Genomic DNA, 25,421 nt, shown 5'->3' with positions numbered 1-25,421 from the left:
TCGTGCTCAAGACCCTTTCAGATGCGCTGGCCGAACAAGGCTATGACACCCTCACCCCGGTTCAGGAAGCCGTCACAGCACCCGAACTGGCACAGGCGGACTTGCTCGTCTCGGCGCAAACCGGGTCTGGCAAGACGGTCGGCTTCGGGCTGGCGATTGCGCCCACATTGCTGGACGATCAGGAACGCTTTGGCCCCGCGGGCACCCCGCTGGCGCTGATCATCGCACCGACACGCGAGCTGGCACAACAGGTCGCGCGCGAACTGTCCTGGCTCTATGCCAAGGCGGGGGCGGTCGTGATCTCCTGTGTGGGCGGCATGGATACGCGCACAGAGCGGCGCGCGCTGGATCGTGGCGCGCATGTGGTTGTGGCCACGCCGGGACGGCTGTGTGACCATATCAAACGCGGCAATATCGAGCTTGCAAACCTGCGCGCTGTCGTTCTGGACGAAGCGGATGAGATGCTCGACCTCGGGTTTCGCGACGAACTTGAATTCATCCTTGATGAGGCACCCAAAGATCGCCGGACATTGATGTTTTCTGCAACTGTGCCCAAGGCCATCGCCAAACTGGCCGAAAGCTATCAGCGTGACGCGCAGCGCATTGCCACCGTGTCCGAAAACCGGCAGCACGCCGACATTGAGTACCGCGCGCTCAACACGCATCCGCGCGATGTGGAAAACGCAATCATCAACGTCCTGCGCTTTTACGAGGCCAAGAACGCCATCGTCTTTTGCAACACGCGCGCCGCTGTTGCGCGGCTGACCACGCGCTTTACCAACCGTGGATTTTCGGTCGTCGCGCTCTCGGGTGAGTTGACGCAATCCGAACGCAGCAACGCGTTGCAGGCACTGCGCGATGGGCGCGCCCGTGTCTGCGTCGCCACCGATGTGGCCGCGCGCGGCATTGATCTGCCCAACCTCGAACTGGTCATCCATGCGGATTTGCCAAGCAATTCCGACACGCTCCTGCACCGTTCCGGTCGGACCGGGCGCGCGGGGCGCAAAGGTGTCTCAGCCCTGATCGTGCCGCCGAAACTGCGCAGCAAAGCAAACCGCCTGCTGGGCTCGGCCAAACTCAAGGCGGAGTGGGACGAGCCGCCCTCCGCTGCCGAAGTCAACGCGCAGGATACAACGCGGCTGCTGTCGGACCCGCTGTGGACGGCCACGGTGGGAGAAGACTCCGAAGAGCTTGTCGCACAACTCGCGCAGGACTTTACTGCGACGCAGTTGGCGCAGGCTGTTGTCAGTTTTTATCAGGCGCAACGCTCCGCCCCCGAAGAGTTGACGGATGCCGGAACGCCCGATGACCGACCCCGCAAAACCTTCGGGCCCTCGGTCTGGTTTTCCGTATCGGTCGGGCGCGACACAGGTGCTGAACCCCGAACCCTTTTGCCGATGATCTGCAACAAGGGCGATATGACCAAGGACGATATCGGCGCGATCCGCATTCGACAGGACCAGAGCTTTGTCGAAGTGCTGGCGTCGCGGGCGGACGGGTTGGTTGCTGCCGTCGGGCCGGACATGACCCTTGAGGCGGGGATCGTCCTGACACGTCTGGCCCAAGCACCTGATCTGGGGCAGGACCGCCCCGGTGGTGGCAAACCCGGCGCGAAACCGTACCGCAAAAAGCGGCCCGAGGACCGAGATGCACGACCCGAACGCGCCGCAAAACCGGCACGCGAGGCACGCCCGTCCTATGACGCACGACCTGCACGTGAGGCAAAACCTCAGGACAAGCCGTATAAACCGGCCGCCGCCAAAGGCAAAAAGCCACCGAAGTCACATAAAACAGAGCGCTCTCCCATGAAACCGGGGGCAACGCCTAAGCCCAAGACTACCGGCGGTGACACCGCAGATCGCAAGCCCGGCAAGGCCAAACCTGTATGGACGAAAGAGGCACGCGACGGCGCCAAAGCCGAACGGGTGACACGCGACAAAGCCCACCGCGAAGATGGTGGTGCCGCGCGCCCCAATACAAAAGCGGCACCCAAGAAAGATCCGGCAGCATCCAAAAAGCGTGCGGCAGATACGTCGAAACGGTTCGTTCCGCCGCACAAAAGGGGCAAACCAACAGGCAAAGGCCCGAATGCCAAACCTCACCGCAAAGGCTGAGGCGCGGTTACGCGGCCTGATAGACGCGCCGCGCCTCCGAGAATGACAACAGGCGGCGCTGCTTCTCGTCCCAGAGATGCAGGCGCGCGCTCGCAAAGCTTTCTGCGATGCTCAGCCTCTGGGCCTGCGCCAACTCGCGATGATCGCGCAATACTTCGGTCAGGCGATAAAACGGGATCCGGCTATAGAGATGATGCACATGGTGGATGCCGATATTGGCGGTGAACCATTGCAGCCATTTGGGCATCACGTAATGGGACGACCCATGCAGCGCTGAATCGTACATGTCCCAGTCTTCCTGCTGGTCCCAATGGGTCTCTTCGAACTGGTGCTGCACGTAAAACAGCCACACACCCAAAGTCGCCGCAACCATGGTTGTCGGCACAAAGATAAGAAGGACAGGCAGCAAGCCGCCAAACCAGAGAATGGCACCCACAATCAAAGATGCCAGCAGCGTCGTGCCCAAAGAGCTGATCCAGACACGCCAGCCCCCGTCCATCTGACCGAAGGGCAGGCGGTTTTCCACATAGAATACATAGGCCGGCCCGAGCAAAAACAGCACAACCGGGTTGCGATACGCACGATACCGCAAACGGCCCAAAGCGCTGCGGGCGTGATACTCGTCAACCGTCAGCGTCATGACGTCGCCAATGCCGCGCCGTTCCAGATTGCCGGCACCCGAGTGATGCATGGAATGCGACTTGCGCCAGACGTCATAGGGCGTCAGCGTCAGAACGCCCAAGGCCCGGCCCAGCCAGTCGCTCAGGCCCCGATGCGCAAAGAAAGAGCCATGCCCACAATCGTGCTGAATGCAAAACAGTCTGACAAGAAACAAACCGTTCAGACAGGCCAGCGCAAAACTGGCCAGATAGCTGACGGGGATCAGCAGCCATGCAACGGCCCATATGGCGACAAACGGCGCCAGCGTCACGATGACTTCGAAAATCGACCTGCCCAGCTTGGGTTCTCTGTATTGCGCAAGGATACGGACCCAGCCCGCAGAAGTGCCCGGCGAAGGCGACACCGGCGTGGCCTCCCTAAACGGAGTTTCGGATGTCATTGGTGTCTGCCTCTTCGCGATCGTTTCTTACATGTGTCTTGAGTGGGATGATCACACAAGGTCTTTGACCATCTCCCAACACAGTTGTGTTTTCGATGCCCCGGTACCTATGCCCTGAAATTGCCCTGCAAGTCACCCGTTTTTCGCAGTAAACCGGCGCGACACATTCACTTTTGCGAAAACAGGGCCCATACGGCCCCGTTTTTTCTTGTCTGACACCCCAAGGATCAGCCTTTGCCCTTCCACGGCACAAGGATGCGTTCAGCCCAGCGCATCAACATATCAATGCCAAAGCCGATCACACCGATCAGGATAATCCCCATGATCACGATGTCGGTATTCTGGAATTTGGACGCGGTCATGATCATCATCCCCGCCCCCTGTTCGGCTGCGACAAGTTCAGCGGCCACAACGGTGCCCCAACAAACACCCATCGCAACGCGCGCGCCGGTGAAAATTTCGGGCAGGGAGTTGGGCACGATGACATATCGCATGATCTGCCATTTGCTGGCCCCCAGACTATAGGCCGCGTGCACCTTCGATATCTTGACCCCCGACACGCCTGAGCGCGCCGCAATCGCCATGATCCATAAGGCAGCGAGGAAAAGCAGGATAATCTTGCCGGACTCCCCGATGCCCGCCCAGATGATGACCAGCGGGATCAGCGCCAAGGGCGGCACCGGTCGCATGAATTCAACGATCGGGTCAAACCAGCCACGGAACCAGTCCGACAGGCCCATGGCATAGCCCAGCGGAATGCCCACCAAAGCGCCCAGCATGAAGCCGACAACCACGCGAAACAGCGAATATCCCAGATGCTCTACCAAAGTAAAATTACGGAAACCCTCTTTGGCGATTTCGATGGAGCGGACCCAGACGGCCTCCGGCGACGGCAGGTAAAGCGGCTCCATCTGCCAGCCCCGGGTCGGCGCAAAATTGGGCGTGCCTTTATCCGTCAGCGTGACCGAACCACCCTCCACATCCACAGTTTCCCCCGGCGCGATCTTCTCCCCGTTGATGGCAATGACCTGCGCGCCGTCCTGTTTGGTCAGATCATCGTTACGGGCGACATTGATCAGGCCCGTGCGCCATTGCGCAATCGCGGCGGAATCGTTCTTGGCAAAGCCATCCCCCGGCTCGACCTCCGGCGCATCCGTGTCGACCTCGCGCGGATGCACGACGACCGTGACGGTTGCGTCATCCGGGGCCTGCCCTTCGACCTGTGCGGTATAGGTGAACGTCGATGTGCCCAGAAAAGGCCCCGGCGCATGCAGAAAACCCGGCAACAGGTTTGATCCGGTGAAAATGCCCCAGAGCAGGAAGATCGTGAAGATCGAAATAACACCCGCCGCCCGGTTGGGCCGCACGGCACTTTCGTCCCCGAAGGTCACGGTTTTAAGCGAGGTGTAATCCTTGGTGCCGGCGCGCTGCACGACTTTGGTGACGATGAAAAAGGCGGCCGTGAAAATGATGATGTAAATGAGCAGAGGGATCATGCCGCGTCCTCCGAACTGCCCATAATTTCTTCTTCCATATCCCAGATCATGTTCAGGATTTCCTCGCGGCGCGGCCCGAATTCGGGGTGTTTCTTGACCTCTCGCAGGTCGGAATCAACGCCAAGATCCGCAAAAGGCAGGCGGTATTCCTTGTGAATGCGCCCCGGGCGCGGGGCCATCACGATCAAACGCTCGCCCAGCAGCAACGCCTCTTCCACCGAGTGAGTAATGAGAATGATCGTCTTGCCCGTCTCTTTCCAGAGCTTCAGCACAAGGCTTTGCATCTTTTCGCGCGTCAAGGCATCCAGCGCGCCAAGCGGTTCATCCATCAGGATCACATCCGGGTCATTCGCCAGACAGCGGGCAAGGGCCACGCGCTGCTGCATCCCGCCTGACAGCTCGTAAACCGCCTTTTCCTTGAAATCCTGCAAGCCGACAACGTCCAGCAGGTGGTCCACCGTCTTGTCCTTGTCGATCTTTGGCATGCCCTTCATCGATGGGCCAAAGGCCACATTCTCGCGCACCGACATCCACTCGAACAGCGCGCCTTGCTGGAACACCATACCGCGTTCAGCATCCGGCCCGGTAATGCGGTGGCCGTTCAGGATCAACTCACCCGAGGTCGGGGCCAGAAAGCCCGCGACGATGTTCAGCAATGTGGTCTTGCCGCAGCCCGATGGCCCAAGCACGCTGAGCAATTCGCCCGCCTTGAGGTCCAGTGATACATCCTGCAACGCCTGTACGTGATCACCGTTTGGCAATTCAAAACGCATCGACAGATTATTTATGGAAAGTCCGGTCATCGTGTCCCTACCTGTTCCTCTGGTCAGAGCGGCCGGCCGGACAGGATCGGACCTGTCTGTGGCCCCAAAAGTGAAACGGCGCGGGTTGGCCCCGCGCCGTTTCCAACAATTTTACATGCTGCCCGCAGCGGACAACGGACCTGTGTTCACGGCGTCCTCATAGCTATCAAGCGCTGAATCGATGGACCCTGCCTCGACAAAGACATCTGCAACACCCTTCATGAAGTTTGCCGCATTGCCACCGAGCCACGCCTCGGAAAGCTGCTCTTCGACCGATGGGAACTCAAAGGTGGAAATCGAGCTGCGCGCAGCCTCAACGTCCATGCCGGACTGCTCCGCGATCAGGGCCAGCATCTCATCGCTGCCGTTTGCCTTCCACTCCGCATTGGCTGCTGCTGTGACGGCGGCGAATTTCGCCACGGTTTCACTGTTTTCCGCGATGTAGGACGCAGGCGCAGATGTCACATCAAACACCAGAATGCCCAGTTCCTGCTTTTCCGCACCGGTCAACAGCACGTTGCCGTATTCCTTCATGCGCGCAAGACCACCGCCCCAACCGCAGGCGAAATCAACCGCGCCCTGGCTGAGTGCCGCAGCTCCCTCTGGCGGGGCCATATCGACCACCTGCAAGGAGGCCAGATCAACGCCGAAATGGTCCATCTGACGCAGGAAGCCATAATGCGCGGCAGTACCAAGTGGCACGGCCACTTTCTTGCCCGCCAACTCACCCGCGCTGTCCTTGTCGATCTCCAGCGCTTCGGCAACCACGCAGTTGTCGTTCTCCGAATAGGATACGGCCACGTCGATCACCTGAATATCCTGTCCGCCCGAGGTTGCGACCACGAAAGGCGGCACACCTTGCGACACTGAAATCTGCACATCACCCGAGGCCATCGCCGCAGACATCGCCGTTCCGGTTTCGAAAGACACCCAGTTCACTGTCATGCCCAGCGCTTCGTCATATGCGCCGGATGCTTTGGCGGCGAGGAATGGCATGGGCCACTCAAGGAAATAGCCGACAGTGATTTCGCCATCGGCGGCGGTTGCAGTTTGCGCGCTCAGTGCCATGACGGCCCCGGCTACAAATGCGCATGCTGTTTTTTTGATCATTCGTTAAGTCTCCCGTTGATCGTTACCCGATCCTGTTTGATCGGCGTTTTTTGTCGTGCGTCCCGGTTTTATACCAGTCTTGTTTTTCGAACACTGCATCATCCAATGTCAGAATGTCTGCTCCTGCAAGGCAATTGTTGCGGCCAGAACCCAATTGGGATGAAACTGCGCGGAATTTGAACTCCTTTGATACTTTGGCCCCGACAGGCACGAACGTTTTTGACTGCGGACGCTCAACGCCGCTGTCGGCCCGCGCACAGTGGGGCGTAGTTTGAAGAGAGTGGAATGACCACTTTCGCACTGTCCATGAGTCCAGTTAGCGAGAGTACACCGCTGTTTGCGCGATCTACCCTTTAGATGTGAGACCCCAGCATTCTGTGTGTTTATGTGGTGCAGACCTGCAAAAATTGCGCATCTGAAATCGGCAGTTTACCCACGGGAATATGCCCGCCCCTGTCCCAGCACATCATGATTTCATCGAAATCAAACCTCAAGTTGTGCTGTTGTGTAGAAACACCCCTCTGTTTTGGCACTATACTCACAGGCAAACTGGACCTACTGACAAAGGTCAAAAATCTGTCACCTTCTGCTAAGCTGTGGCAGCGTCACCGAATCCCACGACAACGAAGTACCATACGAAAGGTCTTAATCATGGACGGCAATTTCAATGAAAATGATATCTCCCGCGTCGTCGAAGCAGACCGCGCGCACATCTGGCACCATCTGAGCCAGCACAAACCCTACGAGACAACCGACCCGCGCATCATCGTCGAAGGCAAGGGCATGAAGGTTTGGGACCAGAAGGGCAAAGAGCATCTTGATGCCGTCTCGGGTGGGGTCTGGACCGTCAACGTCGGCTATGGCCGCGAACGCATCGCCAACGCCGTGCGGGACCAGTTGATCAAGCTGAACTATTTCGCAGGCTCCGCAGGCTCCATCCCCGGTGCCATGTTCGCCGAGCGTCTGATCGAAAAGATGCCGGGGCTGAGCCGCGTTTACTATTGCAACTCCGGTTCTGAGGCGAATGAGAAAGCCTTCAAGATGGTGCGCCAGATCGCGCACAAACGCTATGGCGGCAAAAAGCACAAGGTGCTCTACCGCGACCGCGATTATCACGGCACCACGATCACCGCCTTGTCAGCGGGTGGGCAGGATGAGCGCAACGCGCAATATGGCCCCTTCACGCCCGGCTTCGTGCGTGTGCCCCATTGCCTTGAGTACCGCGCCTTTGAACAGGAAGGCGCACCACGGGAAAACTACGGTGTCTGGGCGGCGGATCAGATCGAAAAGGTGATCATCGCCGAAGGTCCCGATACCGTGGGCGGCCTGTGCCTCGAACCGGTCACCGCGGGTGGTGGCGTGATCACGCCCCCCGATGGCTACTGGGAACGCGTTCAGGAGATTTGCAAGAAATACGACATCCTGCTGCATATCGACGAGGTCGTCTGCGGCGTCGGTCGGACCGGCTCATGGTTTGGCTATCAGCACTACGGCATCCAGCCGGATATGGTCACCATGGCCAAAGGCGTGGCATCAGGCTATGCGGCGATCGCCTGCCTTGTGACCAATGAAAAAGTCTTCGACATGTTCAAGGATGACGCCTCGGACCCGCTGAACTACTTCCGCGACATCTCGACCTTTGGGGGCTGCACGGCAGGTCCGGCAGCGGCCCTCGAAAACCTGTCGATCATCGAAGAAGAAGGCCTGCTGGACAACACGACCGAGCAGGGCGCCTATATGCTCGACTGTCTGGGCGGCTTGATGGACAAGCACAAAACCATCGGTCAGGTGCGCGGCAAAGGACTGTTCCTCGGTGCCGAACTGGTCGAAGATCGCGACACGCGCAAACCGGTTGACGAAAAGCTCGCGCAAGCGGTTGTCGCGGACTGCATGCAACAAGGCGTGATCATCGGCGTGACCAACCGCTCCCTGCCGGGCAAAAACAACACGCTGTGCTTCTCGCCCGCCCTGATCGCCACCAAAGACGACATCGATCACATTTGCGACGCGGTGGATGGCGCAATGGGGCGCGTTTTCGGCTAGCTCAGGCCCTGCATCACAGAATGCGAAACGCTGCATGAAAAAGCCCCGGCACTGCCGGGGCTTTTTCCGTCTAACGTGTGTCTTTGGCGCTCAGGCCAATGTCAAACAGGCCGCGATTTCATCCTTGAGCTGCAGCCGTTTCTTGCGCATCTCAAGCATGTGAAAATCATCTGTCGGCTCGACGTTGGTTTCCGCCCTGTGGATCGCGCGGTTCAGCGTGTGATACTCATCAAACAGTTTCGCGAAATGGCCATCTCTGGCTTTCAGATCGCTCATTTCCTGTTGCATATGTGGAAATTCTTCCGCCAGTTCGTGTGGGACATGTGTCATCGTTTTCTCCGTTTGTTGGATTGTCAGGACCTGCGGGTACCAGGATGCAATGAGGAGGCGAGGATATGATCGGCATCTGTGACCACATGACTGGCCGAGCGCACGATCAACGGATCGGGTGCGGTAGCAACGGATGTATCCTTGTCCGGATAGTCAAAGGTGGACAAGAAATGCCGCATACAGTTCAGCCGCGCGCGTTTCTTGTCGTTTGAGCGCACAACCGTCCAGGGCGCATCCTTGGTATCCGTGTAAAAGAACATCGCCTCTTTCGCTTCGGTATAGTCCCCCCATTTGTTCAGGCTGGCGCGGTCAATCGGCGACAGCTTCCAGCGCTTGAGGGGGTCGGTTTCGCGCGATTTGAACCGCGCGCGCTGCTCATCCTGCGTGACAGAAAACCAGTATTTGCGCAGACGGATGCCGCTGCGTGTGAGCATCCGCTCGAATTCCGGCGTCTGGCGCATGAATTCAAGGTACTCTCCGGGCTCACAGAAATTCATGACGCGCTCAACGCCGGCACGGTTGTACCAACTGCGGTCATAGAGCGTGATCTCTCCCGCCGTGGGCAGATGTTTGACGTAGCGCTGGAAATACCACTGACCGCGTTCCTCATCCGTCGGCTTGTTCAGCGCGACAACACGCGCCGCACGCGGGTTCATATGCTCGGTAAAGCGCTTGATCGTGCCGCCCTTGCCCGCCGCATCCCGTCCCTCAAACAGAATGACCGCCTTTTGCCCTGTCTGCTGAATCCAAAGCTGCGCCTTCAGCAATTCAACCTGCAACTCTGCTTTTTGCGTTTCATACTCCGCCCGGTTCATTTTCTCCGGGTAGGGGTATTCCGATTGCTCAAAAACGGCTTTCTGATCTTCGGTAGCTGCGGCCTCTACGGGCAGTGGGTCTTGGGGGGCATCTTTCATCATTGGCTCCTTGACTGTAACTGCCCCAAGTATCGCCGTTATACGGCCCGCGCGCCCTGACTCAGATCAAATCAACACGCTTTACTCTTGATTATTTGTGCGTTTTTGATACTTCTGGTTTCATTATCTGACCGACAACAAGTGAAAACGCGGGATGCCCTCGCAGGCATAGAGGCTTTTGGACTGTGCATAATACCAGATTGCATGGCATATAAGTCCAGTATAGGCTGTATTTATGGCTCTTCCCGTCGAAACGTTCTTTCTGCACCCTGACGCACAGGGAACGCTGCAATCACAGATCCAGCAAATGATCGCTCAGGGCATATTGTCCGGTCGATTTCAGCGCGCTGAAAAGCTGCCCTCGACACGTCGGCTGGCCGCGCATCTGGGCGTCAGCCGGATTACCGTGACCATCGCCTATACCGAGCTTCTGGCGAATGATTACCTGACGTCGCGGGGCCGCTCGGGCTATTACGTGTCGGAAAACGCCCCGGTTCCGCCTGCCTTCGCCCCCGGCCCCATCAGGACGGATGCAGTCGACTGGACCCGCGCGATTGGTCAACGGTTTTCCGGCGGGGACACTGTGCGCAAACCCCCCGACTGGGAATCCTATCGCTTCCCTTTCATCTACGGACAGGCAGACCCCGAGCTTTTTGATCATGCCAACTGGCGGCTCTGCGCGCTCAAGGCGCTGGGGCAAAAAGACTTTACCGCCCTGACCACCGATTACTACGATCAGGACGACCCGCAGTTGATCGAATTCATTGCCCGCCACACCCTGCCCCGGCGCGGGATCGCCGCCCGCCCCGAGCAGGTGCTGATCACCCTCGGCGCGCAAAATGCGCTCTGGCTCACCACGCAGGTGTTGCTGACACAACGGCGGCGCGCCGCTTTGGAAGACCCTTGTTATCATGCGCTCCGGGACATTCTTTCGCAGTCGCGCTGCCATGTAACCCCTGTCCGGCTGGACGCGGATGGTTTGCCCCCCGATGCCATTCCACCAGACACGGATGTGATTTTCACGACCCCCAGCCACCAGTGTCCGACCACCGGCACGATGCCCATGGCGCGCCGCCATGAGCTGTTGAAACGCGCTGCTGACATGGACGCGATCATCGTTGAGGATGATTACGAGTTCGAGATGTCTTTTCTGAAGGGCCCCTCCCCCGCGCTCAAGAGTCTGGATGCGGATGGGCGCGTGATTTATGTCGGCAGCTTCTCCAAATCCCTGTTTCCGGGCCTGCGTCTGGGATACCTCGTTGGCTCCGAACCCTTCATCCGCGAGGCGCGCGCGCTCAGGGCCTCGGTGCTGCGCCATCCGCCCGGCCACATACAACGCACAGCCGCCTATTTCCTCTCGCTTGGCCATCATGACGCGCTGATCCGTCGCATGGGGAGCACCCTGCACGAACGCCGACAGGTGATGAGCACCGCAATTACGCAAAACAAGCTCGAAATCGCAGGGCAAGGCGCGCATGGCGGCTCGTCTTTCTGGATGCGCGCCCCCGAAAACGTCGACACGCAGGAGCTCGCCCGCAGGCTGCGCGCCCGCGACGTGTTGATCGAACCGGGACACTCGTTTTTCGCCGGTGCCGCACAGCCCCGAAACTTCTACAGGCTGGCCTATTCGTCCATTCCCGCCACCCGAATAGCGCAGGGCGTGGGCCGCGTTGCCAAAGAAATCGACGCCATGTCAAATCTGGCATTAAACAGCTGATCAGATTGGCCCTAACACAATGTAAGCGCATACATTAGATAACAAGCAACCCTAGATTCGCGCATGGATTTCACCCCCGGAGGAACACCCGCCATGAAAATGACTACTGAAGAAGCCTTTGTAAAAACCCTGCAAGCGCATGGTATCGAACACGCCTTTGGGATTATCGGCTCGGCGATGATGCCGATCTCCGACATTTTTCCCGATGCGGGCATCAAATTCTGGGACTGCGCGCATGAAGGCTCCGCAGGCATGATGTCTGACGGCTACACCCGTGCCACCGGCAAAGTGTCGATGATGATCGCGCAGAACGGTCCCGGCATCACCAATTTCGTGACCGCCGTCAAAACCGCCTACTGGAACCACACGCCGCTGCTGCTCGTGACGCCGCAGGCCGCGAACAAGACCATCGGTCAGGGCGGCTTTCAGGAAGTCGAGCAGATGAAACTGTTCGAAGACATGGTCGCCTATCAGGAAGAAGTACGTGACCCGACCCGTGTCGCCGAAGTGCTGACCCGCGTCATCGCCAAAGCCAAACGCCTCAGCGGCCCGGCGCAGATCAACATCCCGCGTGATTTCTGGACCCAGGTGGTCGACATCGAAATCCCCGACCCGATTGAATTCGAAGTATCCCCCGGCGGTGAAAATTCCGTGGCTCAGGCGGCTGAAATGCTGTCCAACGCCAAGAACCCTGTCATCCTGAACGGTGCGGGCGTGGTTCTGTCCAAAGGTGGGATCGAAGCATCCCGCGCCTTGGCCGAGCGTTTGGGCGCACCGGTTTGTGTCGGCTACCAGCACAACGACGCGTTTCCGGGCAACCACCCACTGTTTGCAGGGCCGCTGGGTTACAACGGCTCCAAAGCGGGCATGCAGCTGATCAAGGAAGCTGATGTGGTTCTGTGCCTCGGCACGCGCCTGAACCCGTTCTCGACCCTGCCCGGCTATGGCATCGACTACTGGCCTGCAGATGCGAAAATCATTCAGGTGGACATCAACCCTGACCGGATCGGCCTGACCAAAAAAGTGTCGATCGGCATTGTCGGCGATGCAGCAAAAGTTGCAAACGGCATTCTTTCGCAGCTGTCGGACACCGCAGGGGATGAGGGCCGCGAAGCACGCAAAGCTCACATCGCACAGACAAAATCCGCATGGGCGCAGGAACTGACCTCGCTCACCCATGAGCAGGACGATCCGGGCACCGACTGGAACGTCCGGGCACGTGCGGCCAAGCCTGAATGGATGTCACCACGGATGGCATGGCGCGCGATCCAAAGCGCGCTGCCGGTCGAAGCGATCATTTCATCGGACATCGGCAACAACTGCGCCATCGGCAACGCCTACCCGGCCTTTGAAGAAGGGCGCAAGTATCTCGCGCCCGGTCTGTTCGGTCCCTGTGGCTACGGTCTGCCCGCCATTGTCGGCGCCAAGATTGGTCAGCCTGAGGTGCCGGTTGTGGGTTTCGCAGGCGACGGTGCCTTTGGCATCGCCGTCAACGAATTGACCGCCATCGGCCGTGGTGAGTGGCCCGCGATCACACAGATCGTGTTCCGCAACTACCAGTGGGGCGCGGAAAAACGCAACTCGACCCTGTGGTTCGAGGACAACTTCGTGGGCACCGAGCTTGACGAAGACGTCTCCTACGCCGGCATCGCCAATGCATGCGGGTTGAAAGGTGTCGTGGCCCGCACGCAGGAGGAACTGACAGATGCCCTCAACCAGGCGATCAAGGATCAAATGGAAAACGGCATCACCACGCTGATCGAGGCGATGATCAATCAGGAGCTCGGCGATCCCTTCCGCCGCGACGCGATGAAAAAGCCTGTCCAGGTTGCTGGCATCAGCAAATCTGACATGCGCCCCCAGACTGTCTGATATCGGGTGCACCGAAGCATCCGCATAAAAGGGAACAGGCCGTGAGCGTATTGCGTGATTTAATCGATCGCGCAGCCTCACGGCCTGCTCACATCGTGATGAGCGAAGGCACCGATCCCCGCGTTGTCGAGGGGGCGGTGACGGCTGTCAAATCCGGCATCGCCCGCATCACCCTGATCGGTCCCGAGGACGCGGTGCAGGCCGCACTTGTGCGCGCGGGCTTGCCCAACGCCCCGGCCATCGCAATCGAAGACCCCGAAAACTCCGCCCTGACGGATGAGGTCGCAACCGCCCTGCACGACATCCGCAAGCACAAAGGCATGACGCCACAGGTTGCAGCGCGGCGCGCGCAGGATCCTCTGGTCTTTGCCGCCATGATGGTGCGTCTGGGTTATGCCGACGGCACTGTGGGCGGGGCTGTACACACAACATCCGATACCGTCCGTGCCGCCCTGCAGGTCATCGGCAAGGCAAAAGACGCCCCTCTGGTCTCGGGCTTTTTCCTGATGGCCCTGCCGGAAAACCACCCCTCCGGGCGCGATGCGATGATCTTCAGCGACTGCGGCCTCGTGATTGACCCCACCTGCGAGGAACTCGCGGCAATTGCGGTGGCATCGGCGGCCTCATGCCGCCACTTGCTGGGCAAAGAGCCCCGCGTCGCACTGCTGTCCTTTTCAACCAAGGGCAGCGCGCACCACGAAAAGGTCAGCAAAGTCACCGATGCGCTGGACCTGTTGAAACAGAACCACCCGACGCTCAAGGCCGATGGCGAGTTGCAATTCGACGCGGCATTTGTTCCTGCGGTCGCCGCCTCCAAAGCCAAAGATTCCGAGGTGGCAGGCACTGCCAACGTCATGATTTTCCCCAACCTTGATGCAGGCAACATCGGGTACAAAATCGCGCAACGCATCGGCGGCTGCGATGCCATCGGGCCCGTCCTTCAGGGGCTGGCCAAACCGGCCAATGATCTGTCGCGCGGTTGCGTCGCCAGCGATGTCACGAATATGATCGCCGTCACCGTCCTTCAGGCCAGAGCCTGAGGCCCCGCGTGAACCCATAAGGAGCACCCAATGAACCAGCCCAAGATTGATCTGAGCCCAAAGGTGTCCGACGAGGTCCGCAAGACCACCTGCTACATGTGCGCCTGCCGCTGCGGCATCAACGTCCACATGAAAGACGGCAAGGTCGCCTATATCGAAGGCAACAAGGACCACCCGGTCAATCAGGGCGTCCTTTGTGCCAAAGGCTCCGCGGGAATCATGCAGGTCAACGCCCCGTCCCGGCTGCGCAAACCGCTGAAACGGGTCGGCGAACGCGGTGCGGGCGACTTTCAGGAAATCGAATGGGACGAAGCCCTGCAAATCGCCACCGACTGGCTGGCACCGGTGCGCCGCGACAACCCCGAAAAGCTCGCGTTTTTCACAGGCCGCGATCAGTCGCAGTCCTTCACCAGCTTCTGGGCGCAAAACTTCGGCACCTGCAATTACGCGGCCCACGGTGGCTTCTGTTCGGTCAATATGGCAGCGGCGGGCATCTACACTATTGGCGGTGCTTTCTGGGAGTTTGGCCAACCCGATTGGGACCACACCAAACTCTTCATGCTCTTTGGCGTGGCCGAGGATCACGACAGCAACCCGATCAAGATGGGGATCGGCAAGATCAAGAAACGCGGTGCGCGCGTCATTGGCGTCAACCCGATCCGCACAGGCTATAATGCGGTGGCAGACGATTGGGTGGGCATCACGCCGGGCACGGATGGCTTGTTCATCCTCTCAATGATCCACTGCCTGATGAAAGCGGGCCGGATGGATCTGCACTACCTTGCGCAATACACCAATGCGCCGGTGCTCGTGATCAACAACCCCGGCGCCGCCGATCACGGTCTGCTGATGCGCGATGCCAACGGCAAAGAACTTGTGATGGACCGCGCCACCGGCAAGCCGACGCCATTCGATCAACCCGGCGTAAAACCCGACCTCGCAGCCACCTACGAGGCCAATGGCCAAACCCACCGCCCCGTCTTTCACCAGATGGCGGAGATGTATCTTGATGAACAATATGCCCCTGAAAATGTCGCCGACCGCTGTGGCATTTCTGCAGGTCGCATTCGCACCATCGCCGCCGAACTGGCCCGCGTCGCCTTTGATGAAGCCTTCGAGCTAGACCACGCGTGGACCGATTTCCGGGGCGAGAAACACGACAAGATGATCGGGCGGCCTGTGTCTTTTCACTCCATGCGCGGCATCTCCGCCCATGCCAACGGCTTTCAGACCTGCCGCGCGCTCCACACCCTGCAGATCATCCTCGGCACCGTCGAAGTGCCCGGCGGTTTCCGCTTCAAACCGCCCTATCCGAAACCGGCGACGGCCCACCCCAAGCCGCATTGCAAGGTCACAGCCGACGCACCACTCGACGGCCCGCATCTGGGCTTTGTGCACGGCCCCGAAGACCTGGCCCTCAAGGACGATGGCACCCCGGCGCGCATCGACAAGGCCTTCACCTGGGAAAACCCCATGTCCTCCCACGGGCTGATGCATATGGTCATCTCCAACGCCTACGCGGGGGACCCTTACAAGATCGACGTGCTCTTCATGTATATGGCGAACATGTCGTGGAACTCCTCGATGAACACGCGCGGCGTGATCGACATGCTGACCGACAAGGACGAAAACGGCGACTATGTGATTCCCAAAATCATCTATTCCGATGCCTATAGCTCTGAAATGGTCGCCTATGCCGATCTGATCCTGCCCGACACCACCTATCTGGAACGTCACGACTGTATCTCGCTGCTGGATCGCCCGATCTGCGAGGCAGATGCGGCAGCCGATGCGATCCGCTGGCCCGTGATCGAACCCGACCGCGACGTCATCGGGTTTCAATCCATGCTCTGCACCCTTGGTGCCAAACTGGGGCTGCCCGGTTTTGTGAATGATGATGGCAGCCAGAAATACGAGGATTACGCCGATTACATCGTCAACCATGAACGCAAACCGGGCATAGGTCCGCTCGCGGGCTTCAGGGGCCTTGATGGTGAGAAATCAGGGCGCGGTGAAGTCAACCAGAGCCAGCTTGAACTTTACATCGAAAACGGCGGCTTTTTTGTCGAACATATTCCCGCCGGGGCGCAGTATTACAAACCGTGGAATGCCGCTTATCAGGACTGGGCCGTGGGCATGGGGCTGTATGACAGCCCTCAGCACTACCTCTTCTCGCTCTATTCGGAACCGATGCGCAAATTCCAGCTGGCAGCCGAAGGTCATGGCGAGCGCCAGCCGCCCGATCACCTGCGCGCCCAATATGCAGAAAAAATGTCACCGCTGCCGATCTGGTATTCCTGCGAGGCAGAAAACAAGGCCGACGCCTTTCCTGTCACCGCACTGACGCAGCGCCCGATGGCCATGTATCATTCATGGGGCTCCCAAAACGCATGGCTGCGGCAGTTACACGGGCACAACCCGCTCTATGTCCCCACCAAACTGATGCGCGAAAACGGCCTGTCCGATGGCGACTGGGCCAAAGTAACCTCCCCTCATGGAGAGATCACCGTCCCCGTGCTGGAAATGGCCGCGCTGAATGAAAATACGATCTGGACATGGAACGCGATTGGCAAGCGCAAGGGCGCATGGGCGCTTGAGGAAAACGCGCCCGAGGCCACCCGTGGATTCCTGCTGAACCACCTGATCCATGAATTGCTGCCGCCCAAGGGTGATGGTCTGCGCTGGGCCAACTCCGATCCGATCACGGGGCAGGCCGCGTGGTTTGACCTCAAGGTTCGGATCGAAAAAGCCGACGCACCGGTTGAGGCACAACCCGCCCTTGACCCGATCAAGTCTCCGGTTGGCACAGGTCCCAAAGACTTGACGTGGAAGGTGGGTAAATGATGCGCGCGCCTGCCACCGACGTGATACCGACGCAATACCGACGCTGTACCGACGTCGAAAAACCACTACAGAATGAGGGCCACGCATGACCACTCTGCCAGCCAAAACCGACAAGAAACTCGGCCTCGTCATCGACCTTGATACCTGCGTCGGCTGCCATGCCTGTGTGATTTCCTGCAAAGGGTGGAACACGGAATACTACGGCGCTCCCCTGTCGGATCAGAACGCCTATGGCGCGGACAACAGCGGCACCTTCCTCAACCGCGTGCATTCTTATGAGGTGCAACCGGACGTCGGTGCCGCACAGCTGATCCATTTCCCGAAATCCTGCCTGCATTGCGAGGACGCGCCCTGCGTGACGGTCTGCCCAACCGGGGCCAGCTATAAGCGCGTCGAAGATGGCATCGTGCTGGTCAATGAAAGCGACTGCATCGGCTGTGGCTTGTGTGCGTGGGCCTGCCCCTACGGGGCGCGCGAGCTTGATCAGGCCGAAGGCGTCATGAAGAAATGCACCCTCTGCGTGGACCGTATCTATAACGAAAACCTGCCCGAGGAAGACCGCGAACCTGCCTGCGTGCGCACCTGCCCGTCAAACGCCCGCCACTTCGGCGATCTGGGTGACCCGGACAGTGCCGTCAGCCAATTGGTGGCAGAACGCGGCGGCATGGACCTGATGCCCGAACAGGGCACCAAGCCCGTCAACCAATACCTGCCACCGCGCCCAAAAGACACATTGCCCGACGCAGGCCCCGAATTCGATGTCCTCGCGCCCTTCCTCGAACCCATCGCCACGGAGCCGAAGGGCTTTCTCAGCTGGCTCGACAAAACGCTGGAGAAGCTCTGATGCACCCCGCCCCTTCTGTTATATTCTTCACGACGTTCAGCGGCCTTGGCTTTGGCCTTTTGGTCTGGCTGGGCATTGGCATGCCCGCTGTCACAGGCTGGACAGCTTTTGCTTTCTTTGCAATCGCTTACGTCATGGCGGTTGGCGGACTGCTGGCCTCGACTTTCCACCTCGGGCGGCCGGAACGCGCGATCAAAGCCTTCAGCCAATGGCGTTCCAGCTGGCTCAGCCGTGAGGCATGGTGCGCTGTCGGCGCGCTGGTGTTCATGGGGCTCTACGGCGCCGGTCTCGTCTTTCTGGAAACCCGTTTCGCCCTGCTCGGGCTGATCGGGGCGGGTTTGTCGCTGGCAACCGTCTTTACCACTTCGATGATCTATACTCAGCTCAAAACCATACCGCGCTGGAACATGCCGCTGACGCCTGTTAAATTCATTTCCTTCTCCGTCGCCGGGGGCGCGTTGCTCGCCGGGCAGGTCAGCATTGCCGTCGTTCTGTTACTCCTCGCAGGCGCCATCCAGCTTTTGGCATGGATGCAAGGCGACAAGGCCTTCGCCGCCTCAGGCACGACATTGGCCACCGCAACGGGCCTCGGCTCAGCGGGGAGCGTGCGCGCGTTTGAACCGCCACACACCGGCACCAACTATCTGCTGCGCGAATTCGTGCATGTGGTCGGGCGCAAACACGCCGCCAAGCTGCGCATCATTTCGCTGCTCTTGATGGTCGTCCTGCCGGTCATCCTGCTGATGCTGCCGTTCTCGCACATCCTCGGCGTTCTCGCACTTGTCTCGCATGTTGCAGGTGTTCTGACGGCCCGCTGGCTGTTCTTTGCCGAAGCAGAACACGTCGTCGGCCTCTATTACGGCAAGCGCTGAAAGCCCTGAAACAGCAGGTTGCATGATCAAGGACCCTGAAAAAATGAGCGGAATCCTCTTCCGCCCGCTTTCTTGATAACGTCATGCGAAAAACCTGAATCACGTAACGCTGCCTGAAATCAAAGATTTAAACGCGTTACGTAATATTTCAGGTATTTCGTCAGTCGCTCTAGTTCATCAGACCGGCATGCCTCAGCCCCGCATCGACCAGCGCGCGGGTTTCATCGGACAAGGCGGTCAGTGGCAGGCGCACCTCTTCTGAACACAGATCAAGCTGTGACATCGCATATTTGACCCCCACAAGACCGGGCTCGGTAAAGATCGCCTTGTGTAGCGGCATCAACCGGTCCTGAATGCTCAGCGCGGTTGCATAATCACCGGCCAGACACGCCGCCTGCATCCGGCTCAACAGTTTGGGTGCGACATTGGCCGTCACCGAAATACAGCCAACGCCGCCTTGCGCATTAAACCCATGCGCCGTTGCGTCTTCACCGGAGAGCTGCATGAAATCCGGGCCACAGGTGCTGCGCTGATCGCAGACACGCGCCAGATCACCGGTGGCGTCCTTAACGCCGATGATGCGCGGCAGTTCGGCCAGTTTGCCCATGGTTTCAGGGCTCATATCAACGACTGAGCGGCCCGGAATATTATAGATAATGATCGGCAGATCGGCACAATCATGCAGCGCCGTGAAATGCGCAATCAGCCCCGATTGCGTGGGCTTGTTGTAATAGGGCGTCACCACAAGCGCGGCATCCGCGCCGACGGCCTCCGCATGGCGCACAAGGCGGATCGCCTCAAGCGTGTTATTGGACCCGGCCCCTGCAATAACCGGCACACGCCCTGCTGAGGCTTTGACCACTGCCTCAACGACGGCTTCATGCTCTTTATGCGTCAGCGTCGGACTTTCACCAGTTGTACCGACCGGGACCAAACCGTTGCTGCCCTCACCGATGTGCCATTCCACCAGCTTTTTAAGCGTTTCCAGATCCAGCTCGCCGTTCCGAAACGGCGTGACGAGGGCAGGCATAGAACCTTTGAACATATTCACGCTCCTTAAGCATTGTGGCCGGCAAATGGCCTGGGTTAACGAGATGTAAGCAGGATCGTGATTTGATCCCTATCATCGAAGTCATATGTATGAGAGCCTCTAGCCCTCAAACCCTAGGAAATGCAAGTGATCAGGCGTTTATTCATTAGTCTTGTGCTGGTTTTAATCACCGCTTTGCCCGTGTCCGCCGAACGGCCACGCCCGTTGGGCTGGGCATTGGACTCGGCGCGCAGCGGCAATTGGCAGGCAGCATCGCGGATTGCAGCACGCGATGGGCAAGTGGCCGCCGATGTTATTGAATGGATGCGCCTGCGGGATGGGCTTGGCACCTATGAAGAGGTGGCGGCATTCCTTGAACGTCGCCCCGACTGGCCGGGGGAGCGGTATCTGAGGCGGCAATCAGAAACCACGCTGATGACGCAAAGCGATGACCGGGTCATCTCGTTTTTCGAGGAAACACCACCGCAATCGCCGCAAAGCGCGTTGCGTTTCGCCAAGGCCCTCAAAGCGCGCCAACGCGCCGATGAGGCGGAAGCCATCGTTGTAGGCGCGTGGCGCAACATGGCGATGGGTGCTTCGGATCAGGCAGAATATATTGCTGCTCACGGGCGCATTTTAAGTGCGCATCACGACGCACGCCTTGATTCGATGCTCTGGCAAGGCGCTGTCGGAAATGCACGCCGCATGTTTGATATGGCCTCAAAGGGTGCGGTTGCTGCGGCTAAGGCACGGCTTGCCCTGCGCGAAGAGACACCCGGCGTCGACACCCTGATCGCGGCTGTGCCGGACAGCAATGCAAAGGATGGTGGCCTGCAGTATGAGCGGTTCATGTGGCGCGTCCGCAAAGGTCGCCGCGATGATGCCAAGGATTTGATGCTAGCCACCTCCGTAAGCGCGGAACGTTTGGGCCGACCCGAATCTTGGTCAAACCGCAGACGCTCACTGGCGCGATATGAAATGCGAAACGGCAGCGCAGAAAGGGCATACGAACTGGCCTCACGGCATTTTCTGACCGGCGGGTCCGCCTATTCCGACCTGGAATGGCTCGCGGGCTACATCGCGTTGCAAAAACTGCAAGAACCGCAAACGGCATTGAAACACTTTGAAAACCATGACGCTGCCGTCCGCTCCCCAATATCAAAGGGGCGCGCTGGCTACTGGCGTGGTCGCGCATATGAAGCAATGGGGGATGTTGCAGTAGCAGATCAGGCCTATGCCTCCGCCGCACAACATCAGACGTCGTTTTATGGTTTACTTGCCGCTGAGCGCGCGGGTCTTCCATTTGATCTAGAACTTGCTGTTTCCGAACCAGCAGAGGATTGGCGCACATCGGACCTTGCCAAAACACCTCTTTTTGAGGCGGGGCTCTTATTGCAGGCCTCCGGTGAACTCAATCTGGCGGAGCGGTTCTGGACACATCTGGCAGAGAGCCTTGATGCACAGGACGGCGCGCTGCTGGCCAAAGCTGCGGTTGACGCCGGGCAGCCTCATCTGGCGGTCATGATTGGCAAACGCCTTGCCCAGCGCGCAATTGTAGTGCCTTACGGGTACTATGCGCTGCACCCGCTGGCACAACGCGCTTTGCCAATGGCCCCGGAAATGTCACTCGCAATCGCGCGTCGGGAAAGCGAATTTGACGCCCGGGTTCAGAGCGGCGTTGGTGCGCGGGGTCTCATGCAAATCATGCCGCGGACGGGCGCTGAGGTCGCACGGCAATTGGGGCGCGCCTCTGAACACACAACGCAACGGCTGATCTCGGACCCCGTCTACAATGCAGAGTTAGGCGCGGCCTACCTGTCGACGCTCGCGCGGCGGTTTTCGGGCAATGTGATCATGATGTCAGCCGGATATAATGCCGGTCCCAGCAGGCCAGACCGCTGGATGGAGGACTATGGTGATCCACGACGCGGCGATGTTGAAATCGTGGATTGGATCGAGCACATACCATTTCGCGAAACGCGCAACTACGTCATGCGCGTCTCCGAGAGCTTGCCAATTTACCGCGCACAACTTGGTAAAGCCCCTTTACCCTTGCCCTTTAGCGAGGAGCTAACGGGGCCCAGCCTATTGAACTATGCACCTAAAGGGGAATAGGGCGAAAACTGGCGCGCGCCCTGTCCTAGCCACGTAAAACGCCGCGGCTCATATGCCTTTTGCGGCCGTATCCCGCGACACGTTCGACGTCAAAACCCGCCGCGTCCAGCCCACGTCGAACAAAACCAGCCGCTGTGTAGGTCGCAAATGTTCCATTCGGTGCGGTATGTAATGCCACATCCTTCAAAAGCTGTTCGCACCATAATTCCGGGTTTTTTGCAGGCGAAAATCCATCCAGAAACCACGCATCTGCCTGCCCCTGCCAGTGAGCCACGGTTGAACGTGCATCCCCGATGATGACCTCAAGCTGGATGTCGGGCGCAAGTTCAAAAACGCCCCCCTCGGGAGACCATAGCTCAAGTAAGCGATCAACAGGCAGGTTCGTTTGTTTAAAGGTGCTCAACGCCTTGGACATATCAGCGGGTTTCATCGGGTAGGCTTCAAAGCTGGTAAAACGCATCTGCCCACCCGGCGCATGCAGTTGCCACATCTGAGCCGCCGCCAGAAAATTCATTCCCGTACCAAACCCAAGCTCTGCGATATGAAAATTCCCGTGAAACCGCTCAGGCAAACGATTGCCAGAAAGAAAAACATACCGCGTTTCCGCTAAACCATTTTCAAGACTGTAATAAGGGTCATCAAAACGGGCCGACACTGGAACATTCTCCGACTGCCATGTTACATCTGCGGTCTGGTTCTGCACGCGCGCGCCTTGTAAAGGTTACGGAAACTGAAATGACCCTGAGGTAGGAACCACAATTTGGCAATGATTGATGTCACCATTCGCGGTGCGGGTATTCTCGGGTTATCAATCGCTTGGGTTTGCCTGCAACGCGGTGCAAGCGTGCGGATTGTTGATCCATATGGCGCTGGTGCGGGCAGCAGCGGCGGCGTGGTCGGCGCGCTTGCCCCTCATGTACCCGAAAATTGGAACCCAAAGAAAGCGTTTCAATTGGACAGCTTGCTCATGGCAGAGGGTTTTTGGTCTGACGTTGCTGAGGCAAGCGGCGAAAACCCCGGCTACATCAGAAGCGGTCGCCTGCAACCAATTGCCGATCAACATGCCCTGACACTTGCGCACCGCAGATGCGATACCGCCAAGCAGCTTTGGGGCGCGCATGCTCAGTGGCTGGTCGAACCTTCGATGACATCCGAATGGTCGCCGCCGAGCCCAACAGGTTGGCTGATAAAAGACAACCTCAGCGCCTTGATACACCCTCGACTGGCAACAAACGCGCTTGCCATCGCACTTAAAAATCGAGGGCTCAGCATTGAAACAGAAGCTGCAGACAAAGGGCAGGTCGTCTGGGCCACCGGCGTTCATGGCTTGGAAAAGCTCTCTGAAACGCACCATCGCATGGTCGGGAATGGTGTAAAGGGTCAAGCGGCGGTGTTCGACTATGACGCTGCTGGTAAGCCGCAACTCTTTATCGACGGGTTGCATATCGTACCCCATGCAAACGGCACCGTCGCCATCGGATCCACCTCCGAAAGGGAATATGCAGCGTCTGATACGACTGACGAACAACTCGATGAACTGATACTGAAAGCGCGCACGGTCTTTCCGACCCTGGGAAAAGCCATGGTATTGGAAAGATGGGCTGGCGTGCGTCCACGCAGCCGAAGCCGCGCCCCGATGCTCGGCGCATGGCCGGGACGGGACGGGCACTTTATTGCAAACGGCGGCTTCAAAATCGGCTTTGGCATGGCCCCAAAAATCGCCCATGTGATGGCTGATTTATTGCTGGAAGGAAAAAATGCGATTCCAGATGGATTTGAAGTAAGCGCGTCCTTCTAAGACCAAGAGCGGTCAAAGTGGCAAAACCGAGATCACACAATGCAGCCTAGCGCGCAGCTTCCTCGCGCAGCTTCGTCATCAACTCCGTCAATGTTTTTTGATAAAACTCCGAGCCCAGTTGCCCATTGTCGTCAAACTGGTTGCTGCTATCGGCCAAGTGCATTTCAGGACCTTGCAGGATACGTGGCTGGAAAGGCACCATAAACCCGCGAAGCACCATTTGCGCACGCTCCCCGCCTGCGCGACCCGCGGCGGCAGACATGACGGCAACAGGTTTCGATTTCCAAGGTGCGTCTTTGGTCCGTGACACCCAATCCAGAGCATTTTTCAAAACACCGGACGGCCCTTTGTTGTATTCTGGCGTCGAAATAACAACGGCATCGGCTGCTGCGATCTGCTCCGCCAGCGTCTGAACCTCACTCGGCACACCATGCGCTGATTCCGCATCTCCGTCATAAAGCGGCAGTCGCAGGTTGGCTTCGACATAGGTGCACTTCCCAAAGAGCCGCGCTGCTTCACGCAGCAACATGCTGTTGGTCGATTCCTGCCGCAGCGCCCCGGATATTCCCAGAAGTGTAAGTTGAGCCATCTTTTAAAACCTCTTTTTCAATTTTTGAATACAGTGATGCGCCAGCCGGGAAAGGCAAGAGGCCCCGCCCTTGGAGCGAGGCCTTTTTTCATGTGGATGCCCGTTTATGCAGTTGGCAAAATAACGATCTCTACCCGACGGTTTTGCGCCTTGCCTGTTTCGTTGAGATTGCTCGCGACGGGCTGGCTCTCTCCGCGTCCGATTGTCTGTAGTCGGGACGACGTGACGCCAGCATTCATCAGGATACCAGCAACCGATCCCGCCCGCCGTTCGGACAGTTGTTGGTTGTAGGCGGCATCCCCATCGCTATCCGTGTGCCCAATGACCTGAATGGTCGAAGCCGGATAGTTTTGCAGGCTGCCCGCAACCGTATAAAGGTCATTTTGCAAATCCGGACGTACTGAAAAACTGTCGGTCGCGAAAAGCAAATCTTGCGGTAGGCTCACGATCAGACGGTCGCCCGTGTTGGTAATCTGCACGTCGTCATTGCCCAGATCGCGGCGCAACTCCGCTTCCTGTTGGTCAAGATTATAGCCGATGCCTGCGCCAATTGCGCCCCCGACAACCGCGCCAATCACTGCGCCCTTGTCCCGGTTGCCATCCCCACGCGACAAAGCACCCGCCAAGGCACCTGCCCCTGCACCGATCAACGCGCCTTGCTGCGTGTTGGATAAGTTGGGGTCTTGGTTCAGTTGCGCGGGATCCGTACAAGCGGCCAAACCCAAAATCCCTGCCATCGCCAAAGCCATTGGTTTACTGAATAGTCTCATATTTACTGCCTTCTCGGTTGCCTCCCCGTTCGGGCGGGGCGGCGTTATGGTCCGTCAGCT

At 58.7% G+C, this 25,421-nt stretch carries 20 protein-coding genes; 10 read left to right on the top strand and 10 right to left on the bottom strand.

All coding sequences use genetic code 11. The annotated features are described in order from the left end of the window. Nucleotides 1-2 precede the first annotated feature (2 nt). Nucleotides 3-2,114 (top strand): DEAD/DEAH box helicase, encoded by a 2,112-nt coding sequence (locus RLO149_RS00950; protein WP_013960171.1) that lies wholly within the window; start codon nucleotides 3-5, stop codon nucleotides 2,112-2,114. A 7-nt stretch (nucleotides 2,115-2,121) separates the two neighbouring features. Here RLO149_RS00950 and RLO149_RS00945 read toward each other — a convergent pair whose 3' ends face one another. From RLO149_RS00945 to RLO149_RS00930, 4 genes are all read right to left on the bottom strand, one after another. Continuing rightward, nucleotides 2,122-3,174 carry a fatty acid desaturase gene (locus RLO149_RS00945; protein ID WP_044025161.1) on the bottom strand — a complete coding sequence of 351 codons (1,053 nt, stop codon included), beginning with the start codon at nucleotides 3,172-3,174 and terminating at the stop codon, nucleotides 2,122-2,124. A 227-nt stretch (nucleotides 3,175-3,401) separates the two neighbouring features. Further along, entirely contained in the window at nucleotides 3,402-4,670 is a 1,269-nt protein-coding gene (locus tag RLO149_RS00940) for an ABC transporter permease (protein ID WP_013960169.1), read from the bottom strand. Continuing rightward, the gene (locus RLO149_RS00935) at nucleotides 4,667-5,473 is read right to left on the bottom strand and encodes a taurine ABC transporter ATP-binding protein (protein ID WP_013960168.1); all 807 of its coding nucleotides are present in this window, start codon (nucleotides 5,471-5,473) and stop codon (nucleotides 4,667-4,669) included. The genes RLO149_RS00940 and RLO149_RS00935 overlap by 4 nt, the downstream gene beginning before the upstream one ends. A gap of 111 nt (nucleotides 5,474-5,584) precedes the next feature. Next, complete coding sequence (locus RLO149_RS00930; protein ID WP_013960167.1) at nucleotides 5,585-6,583, bottom strand: taurine ABC transporter substrate-binding protein; 999 nt, start codon at nucleotides 6,581-6,583, stop codon at nucleotides 5,585-5,587. 651 nt (nucleotides 6,584-7,234) lie between these two features. Between RLO149_RS00930 and RLO149_RS00920 the strand changes: the two genes are divergently transcribed. Beyond that, a complete protein-coding gene (locus tag RLO149_RS00920; protein WP_013960166.1) occupies nucleotides 7,235-8,626 on the top strand; it encodes an aminotransferase family protein in 1,392 nt (463 codons plus the stop codon). Between the two features lie 90 nt (nucleotides 8,627-8,716). On the opposite strand, the gene RLO149_RS00915 is transcribed toward RLO149_RS00920, so the two are convergent. Together RLO149_RS00915 and ppk2 are read right to left on the bottom strand one after the other, a co-directional pair. Continuing rightward, a complete protein-coding gene (locus tag RLO149_RS00915) occupies nucleotides 8,717-8,956 on the bottom strand; it encodes an HP1242/YdcH family protein (protein ID WP_013960165.1) in 240 nt (79 codons plus the stop codon). Between the two features lie 23 nt (nucleotides 8,957-8,979). After that, the gene (ppk2, locus tag RLO149_RS00910) at nucleotides 8,980-9,870 is read right to left on the bottom strand and encodes a polyphosphate kinase 2 (protein ID WP_013960164.1); all 891 of its coding nucleotides are present in this window, start codon (nucleotides 9,868-9,870) and stop codon (nucleotides 8,980-8,982) included. A 235-nt stretch (nucleotides 9,871-10,105) separates the two neighbouring features. Here ppk2 and pdxR point away from each other — a divergent pair, with 235 nt between their 5' ends. From pdxR to RLO149_RS00880, 6 genes are all read left to right on the top strand, one after another. Then, nucleotides 10,106-11,587, top strand: a complete 1,482-nt coding sequence (pdxR, locus tag RLO149_RS00905) for a MocR-like pyridoxine biosynthesis transcription factor PdxR (RefSeq protein WP_013960163.1) — start codon at nucleotides 10,106-10,108, stop codon at nucleotides 11,585-11,587. A 93-nt stretch (nucleotides 11,588-11,680) separates the two neighbouring features. Next, complete coding sequence (gene xsc / locus RLO149_RS00900) at nucleotides 11,681-13,459, top strand: sulfoacetaldehyde acetyltransferase (RefSeq protein ID WP_013960162.1); 1,779 nt, start codon at nucleotides 11,681-11,683, stop codon at nucleotides 13,457-13,459. A 41-nt stretch (nucleotides 13,460-13,500) separates the two neighbouring features. After that, nucleotides 13,501-14,499: a phosphate acetyltransferase gene (gene pta / locus RLO149_RS00895; RefSeq protein WP_013960161.1), complete on the top strand. Its 999-nt coding sequence runs from the start codon at nucleotides 13,501-13,503 to the stop codon at nucleotides 14,497-14,499. A 30-nt stretch (nucleotides 14,500-14,529) separates the two neighbouring features. Next, nucleotides 14,530-17,343, top strand: a complete 2,814-nt coding sequence (locus tag RLO149_RS00890) for a molybdopterin oxidoreductase family protein (RefSeq protein ID WP_013960160.1) — start codon at nucleotides 14,530-14,532, stop codon at nucleotides 17,341-17,343. A gap of 85 nt (nucleotides 17,344-17,428) precedes the next feature. Continuing rightward, complete coding sequence (locus tag RLO149_RS00885; protein ID WP_013960159.1) at nucleotides 17,429-18,187, top strand: 4Fe-4S dicluster domain-containing protein; 759 nt, start codon at nucleotides 17,429-17,431, stop codon at nucleotides 18,185-18,187. After that, the gene (locus RLO149_RS00880; protein WP_013960158.1) at nucleotides 18,187-19,059 is read left to right on the top strand and encodes a dimethyl sulfoxide reductase anchor subunit family protein; all 873 of its coding nucleotides are present in this window, start codon (nucleotides 18,187-18,189) and stop codon (nucleotides 19,057-19,059) included. The genes RLO149_RS00885 and RLO149_RS00880 overlap by 1 nt, the downstream gene beginning before the upstream one ends. A 169-nt stretch (nucleotides 19,060-19,228) precedes the next feature. Here RLO149_RS00880 and dapA read toward each other — a convergent pair whose 3' ends face one another. Beyond that, complete coding sequence (gene dapA / locus RLO149_RS00875) at nucleotides 19,229-20,104, bottom strand: 4-hydroxy-tetrahydrodipicolinate synthase (RefSeq protein ID WP_013960157.1); 876 nt, start codon at nucleotides 20,102-20,104, stop codon at nucleotides 19,229-19,231. 126 nt (nucleotides 20,105-20,230) lie between these two features. Between dapA and RLO149_RS00870 the strand changes: the two genes are divergently transcribed. Continuing rightward, on the top strand, nucleotides 20,231-22,204 hold the full coding sequence (locus RLO149_RS00870) for a lytic transglycosylase domain-containing protein (protein WP_044025159.1): 1,974 nt from the start codon (nucleotides 20,231-20,233) through the stop codon (nucleotides 22,202-22,204). Nucleotides 22,205-22,229: 25 nt separating this feature from the next. Here the strand turns inward: RLO149_RS00870 and mnmC2 are convergent, their stop codons facing one another. Continuing rightward, nucleotides 22,230-22,907: a tRNA (5-methylaminomethyl-2-thiouridine)(34)-methyltransferase MnmC2 gene (gene mnmC2 / locus RLO149_RS00865; RefSeq protein ID WP_044025158.1), complete on the bottom strand. Its 678-nt coding sequence runs from the start codon at nucleotides 22,905-22,907 to the stop codon at nucleotides 22,230-22,232. Nucleotides 22,908-22,970: 63 nt separating this feature from the next. Here mnmC2 and RLO149_RS00860 point away from each other — a divergent pair, with 63 nt between their 5' ends. Continuing rightward, on the top strand, nucleotides 22,971-24,002 hold the full coding sequence (locus RLO149_RS00860; RefSeq protein WP_044025157.1) for an NAD(P)/FAD-dependent oxidoreductase: 1,032 nt from the start codon (nucleotides 22,971-22,973) through the stop codon (nucleotides 24,000-24,002). A gap of 46 nt (nucleotides 24,003-24,048) precedes the next feature. Here the strand turns inward: RLO149_RS00860 and RLO149_RS00855 are convergent, their stop codons facing one another. Together RLO149_RS00855 and RLO149_RS00850 are read right to left on the bottom strand one after the other, a co-directional pair. Beyond that, nucleotides 24,049-24,591, bottom strand: coding sequence for an NADPH-dependent FMN reductase (locus RLO149_RS00855; protein ID WP_013960153.1), 543 nt, complete (start codon nucleotides 24,589-24,591; stop codon nucleotides 24,049-24,051). Nucleotides 24,592-24,695: 104 nt separating this feature from the next. Further along, nucleotides 24,696-25,361 carry a YiaD family glycine zipper/OmpA-like lipoprotein gene (locus RLO149_RS00850; RefSeq protein ID WP_013960152.1) on the bottom strand — a complete coding sequence of 222 codons (666 nt, stop codon included), beginning with the start codon at nucleotides 25,359-25,361 and terminating at the stop codon, nucleotides 24,696-24,698. Between the last annotated feature and the right edge of the window lie 60 nt (nucleotides 25,362-25,421).

The sequence above is a fragment of the Roseobacter litoralis Och 149 genome, assembly GCF_000154785.2.
GTDB lineage: Bacteria > Pseudomonadota > Alphaproteobacteria > Rhodobacterales > Rhodobacteraceae > Roseobacter > Roseobacter litoralis.
This window is presented reverse-complemented; position numbering and strand designations above follow the sequence as displayed.

Coding starts and splice junctions, on each gene's coding strand:
- dapA (WP_013960157.1), bottom strand. CDS start 20,104: ATGTTCAAAGGTTCTATGCCTGCCCTCGTCACGCCGTTTCGGAACGGC.
- pdxR (WP_013960163.1), top strand. CDS start 10,106: ATGGCTCTTCCCGTCGAAACGTTCTTTCTGCACCCTGACGCACAGGGA.
- RLO149_RS00915 (WP_013960165.1), bottom strand. CDS start 8,956: ATGACACATGTCCCACACGAACTGGCGGAAGAATTTCCACATATGCAA.
- RLO149_RS00850 (WP_013960152.1), bottom strand. CDS start 25,361: ATGAGACTATTCAGTAAACCAATGGCTTTGGCGATGGCAGGGATTTTG.
- ppk2 (WP_013960164.1), bottom strand. CDS start 9,870: ATGAAAGATGCCCCCCAAGACCCACTGCCCGTAGAGGCCGCAGCTACC.
- xsc (WP_013960162.1), top strand. CDS start 11,681: ATGAAAATGACTACTGAAGAAGCCTTTGTAAAAACCCTGCAAGCGCAT.
- RLO149_RS00860 (WP_044025157.1), top strand. CDS start 22,971: ATGATTGATGTCACCATTCGCGGTGCGGGTATTCTCGGGTTATCAATC.
- RLO149_RS00890 (WP_013960160.1), top strand. CDS start 14,530: ATGAACCAGCCCAAGATTGATCTGAGCCCAAAGGTGTCCGACGAGGTC.
- RLO149_RS00870 (WP_044025159.1), top strand. CDS start 20,231: ATGCAAGTGATCAGGCGTTTATTCATTAGTCTTGTGCTGGTTTTAATC.
- RLO149_RS00940 (WP_013960169.1), bottom strand. CDS start 4,670: ATGATCCCTCTGCTCATTTACATCATCATTTTCACGGCCGCCTTTTTC.
- RLO149_RS00920 (WP_013960166.1), top strand. CDS start 7,235: ATGGACGGCAATTTCAATGAAAATGATATCTCCCGCGTCGTCGAAGCA.
- RLO149_RS00855 (WP_013960153.1), bottom strand. CDS start 24,591: ATGGCTCAACTTACACTTCTGGGAATATCCGGGGCGCTGCGGCAGGAA.
- RLO149_RS00885 (WP_013960159.1), top strand. CDS start 17,429: ATGACCACTCTGCCAGCCAAAACCGACAAGAAACTCGGCCTCGTCATC.
- RLO149_RS00880 (WP_013960158.1), top strand. CDS start 18,187: ATGCACCCCGCCCCTTCTGTTATATTCTTCACGACGTTCAGCGGCCTT.
- RLO149_RS00930 (WP_013960167.1), bottom strand. CDS start 6,583: ATGATCAAAAAAACAGCATGCGCATTTGTAGCCGGGGCCGTCATGGCA.
- RLO149_RS00935 (WP_013960168.1), bottom strand. CDS start 5,473: ATGACCGGACTTTCCATAAATAATCTGTCGATGCGTTTTGAATTGCCA.
- RLO149_RS00945 (WP_044025161.1), bottom strand. CDS start 3,174: ATGACATCCGAAACTCCGTTTAGGGAGGCCACGCCGGTGTCGCCTTCG.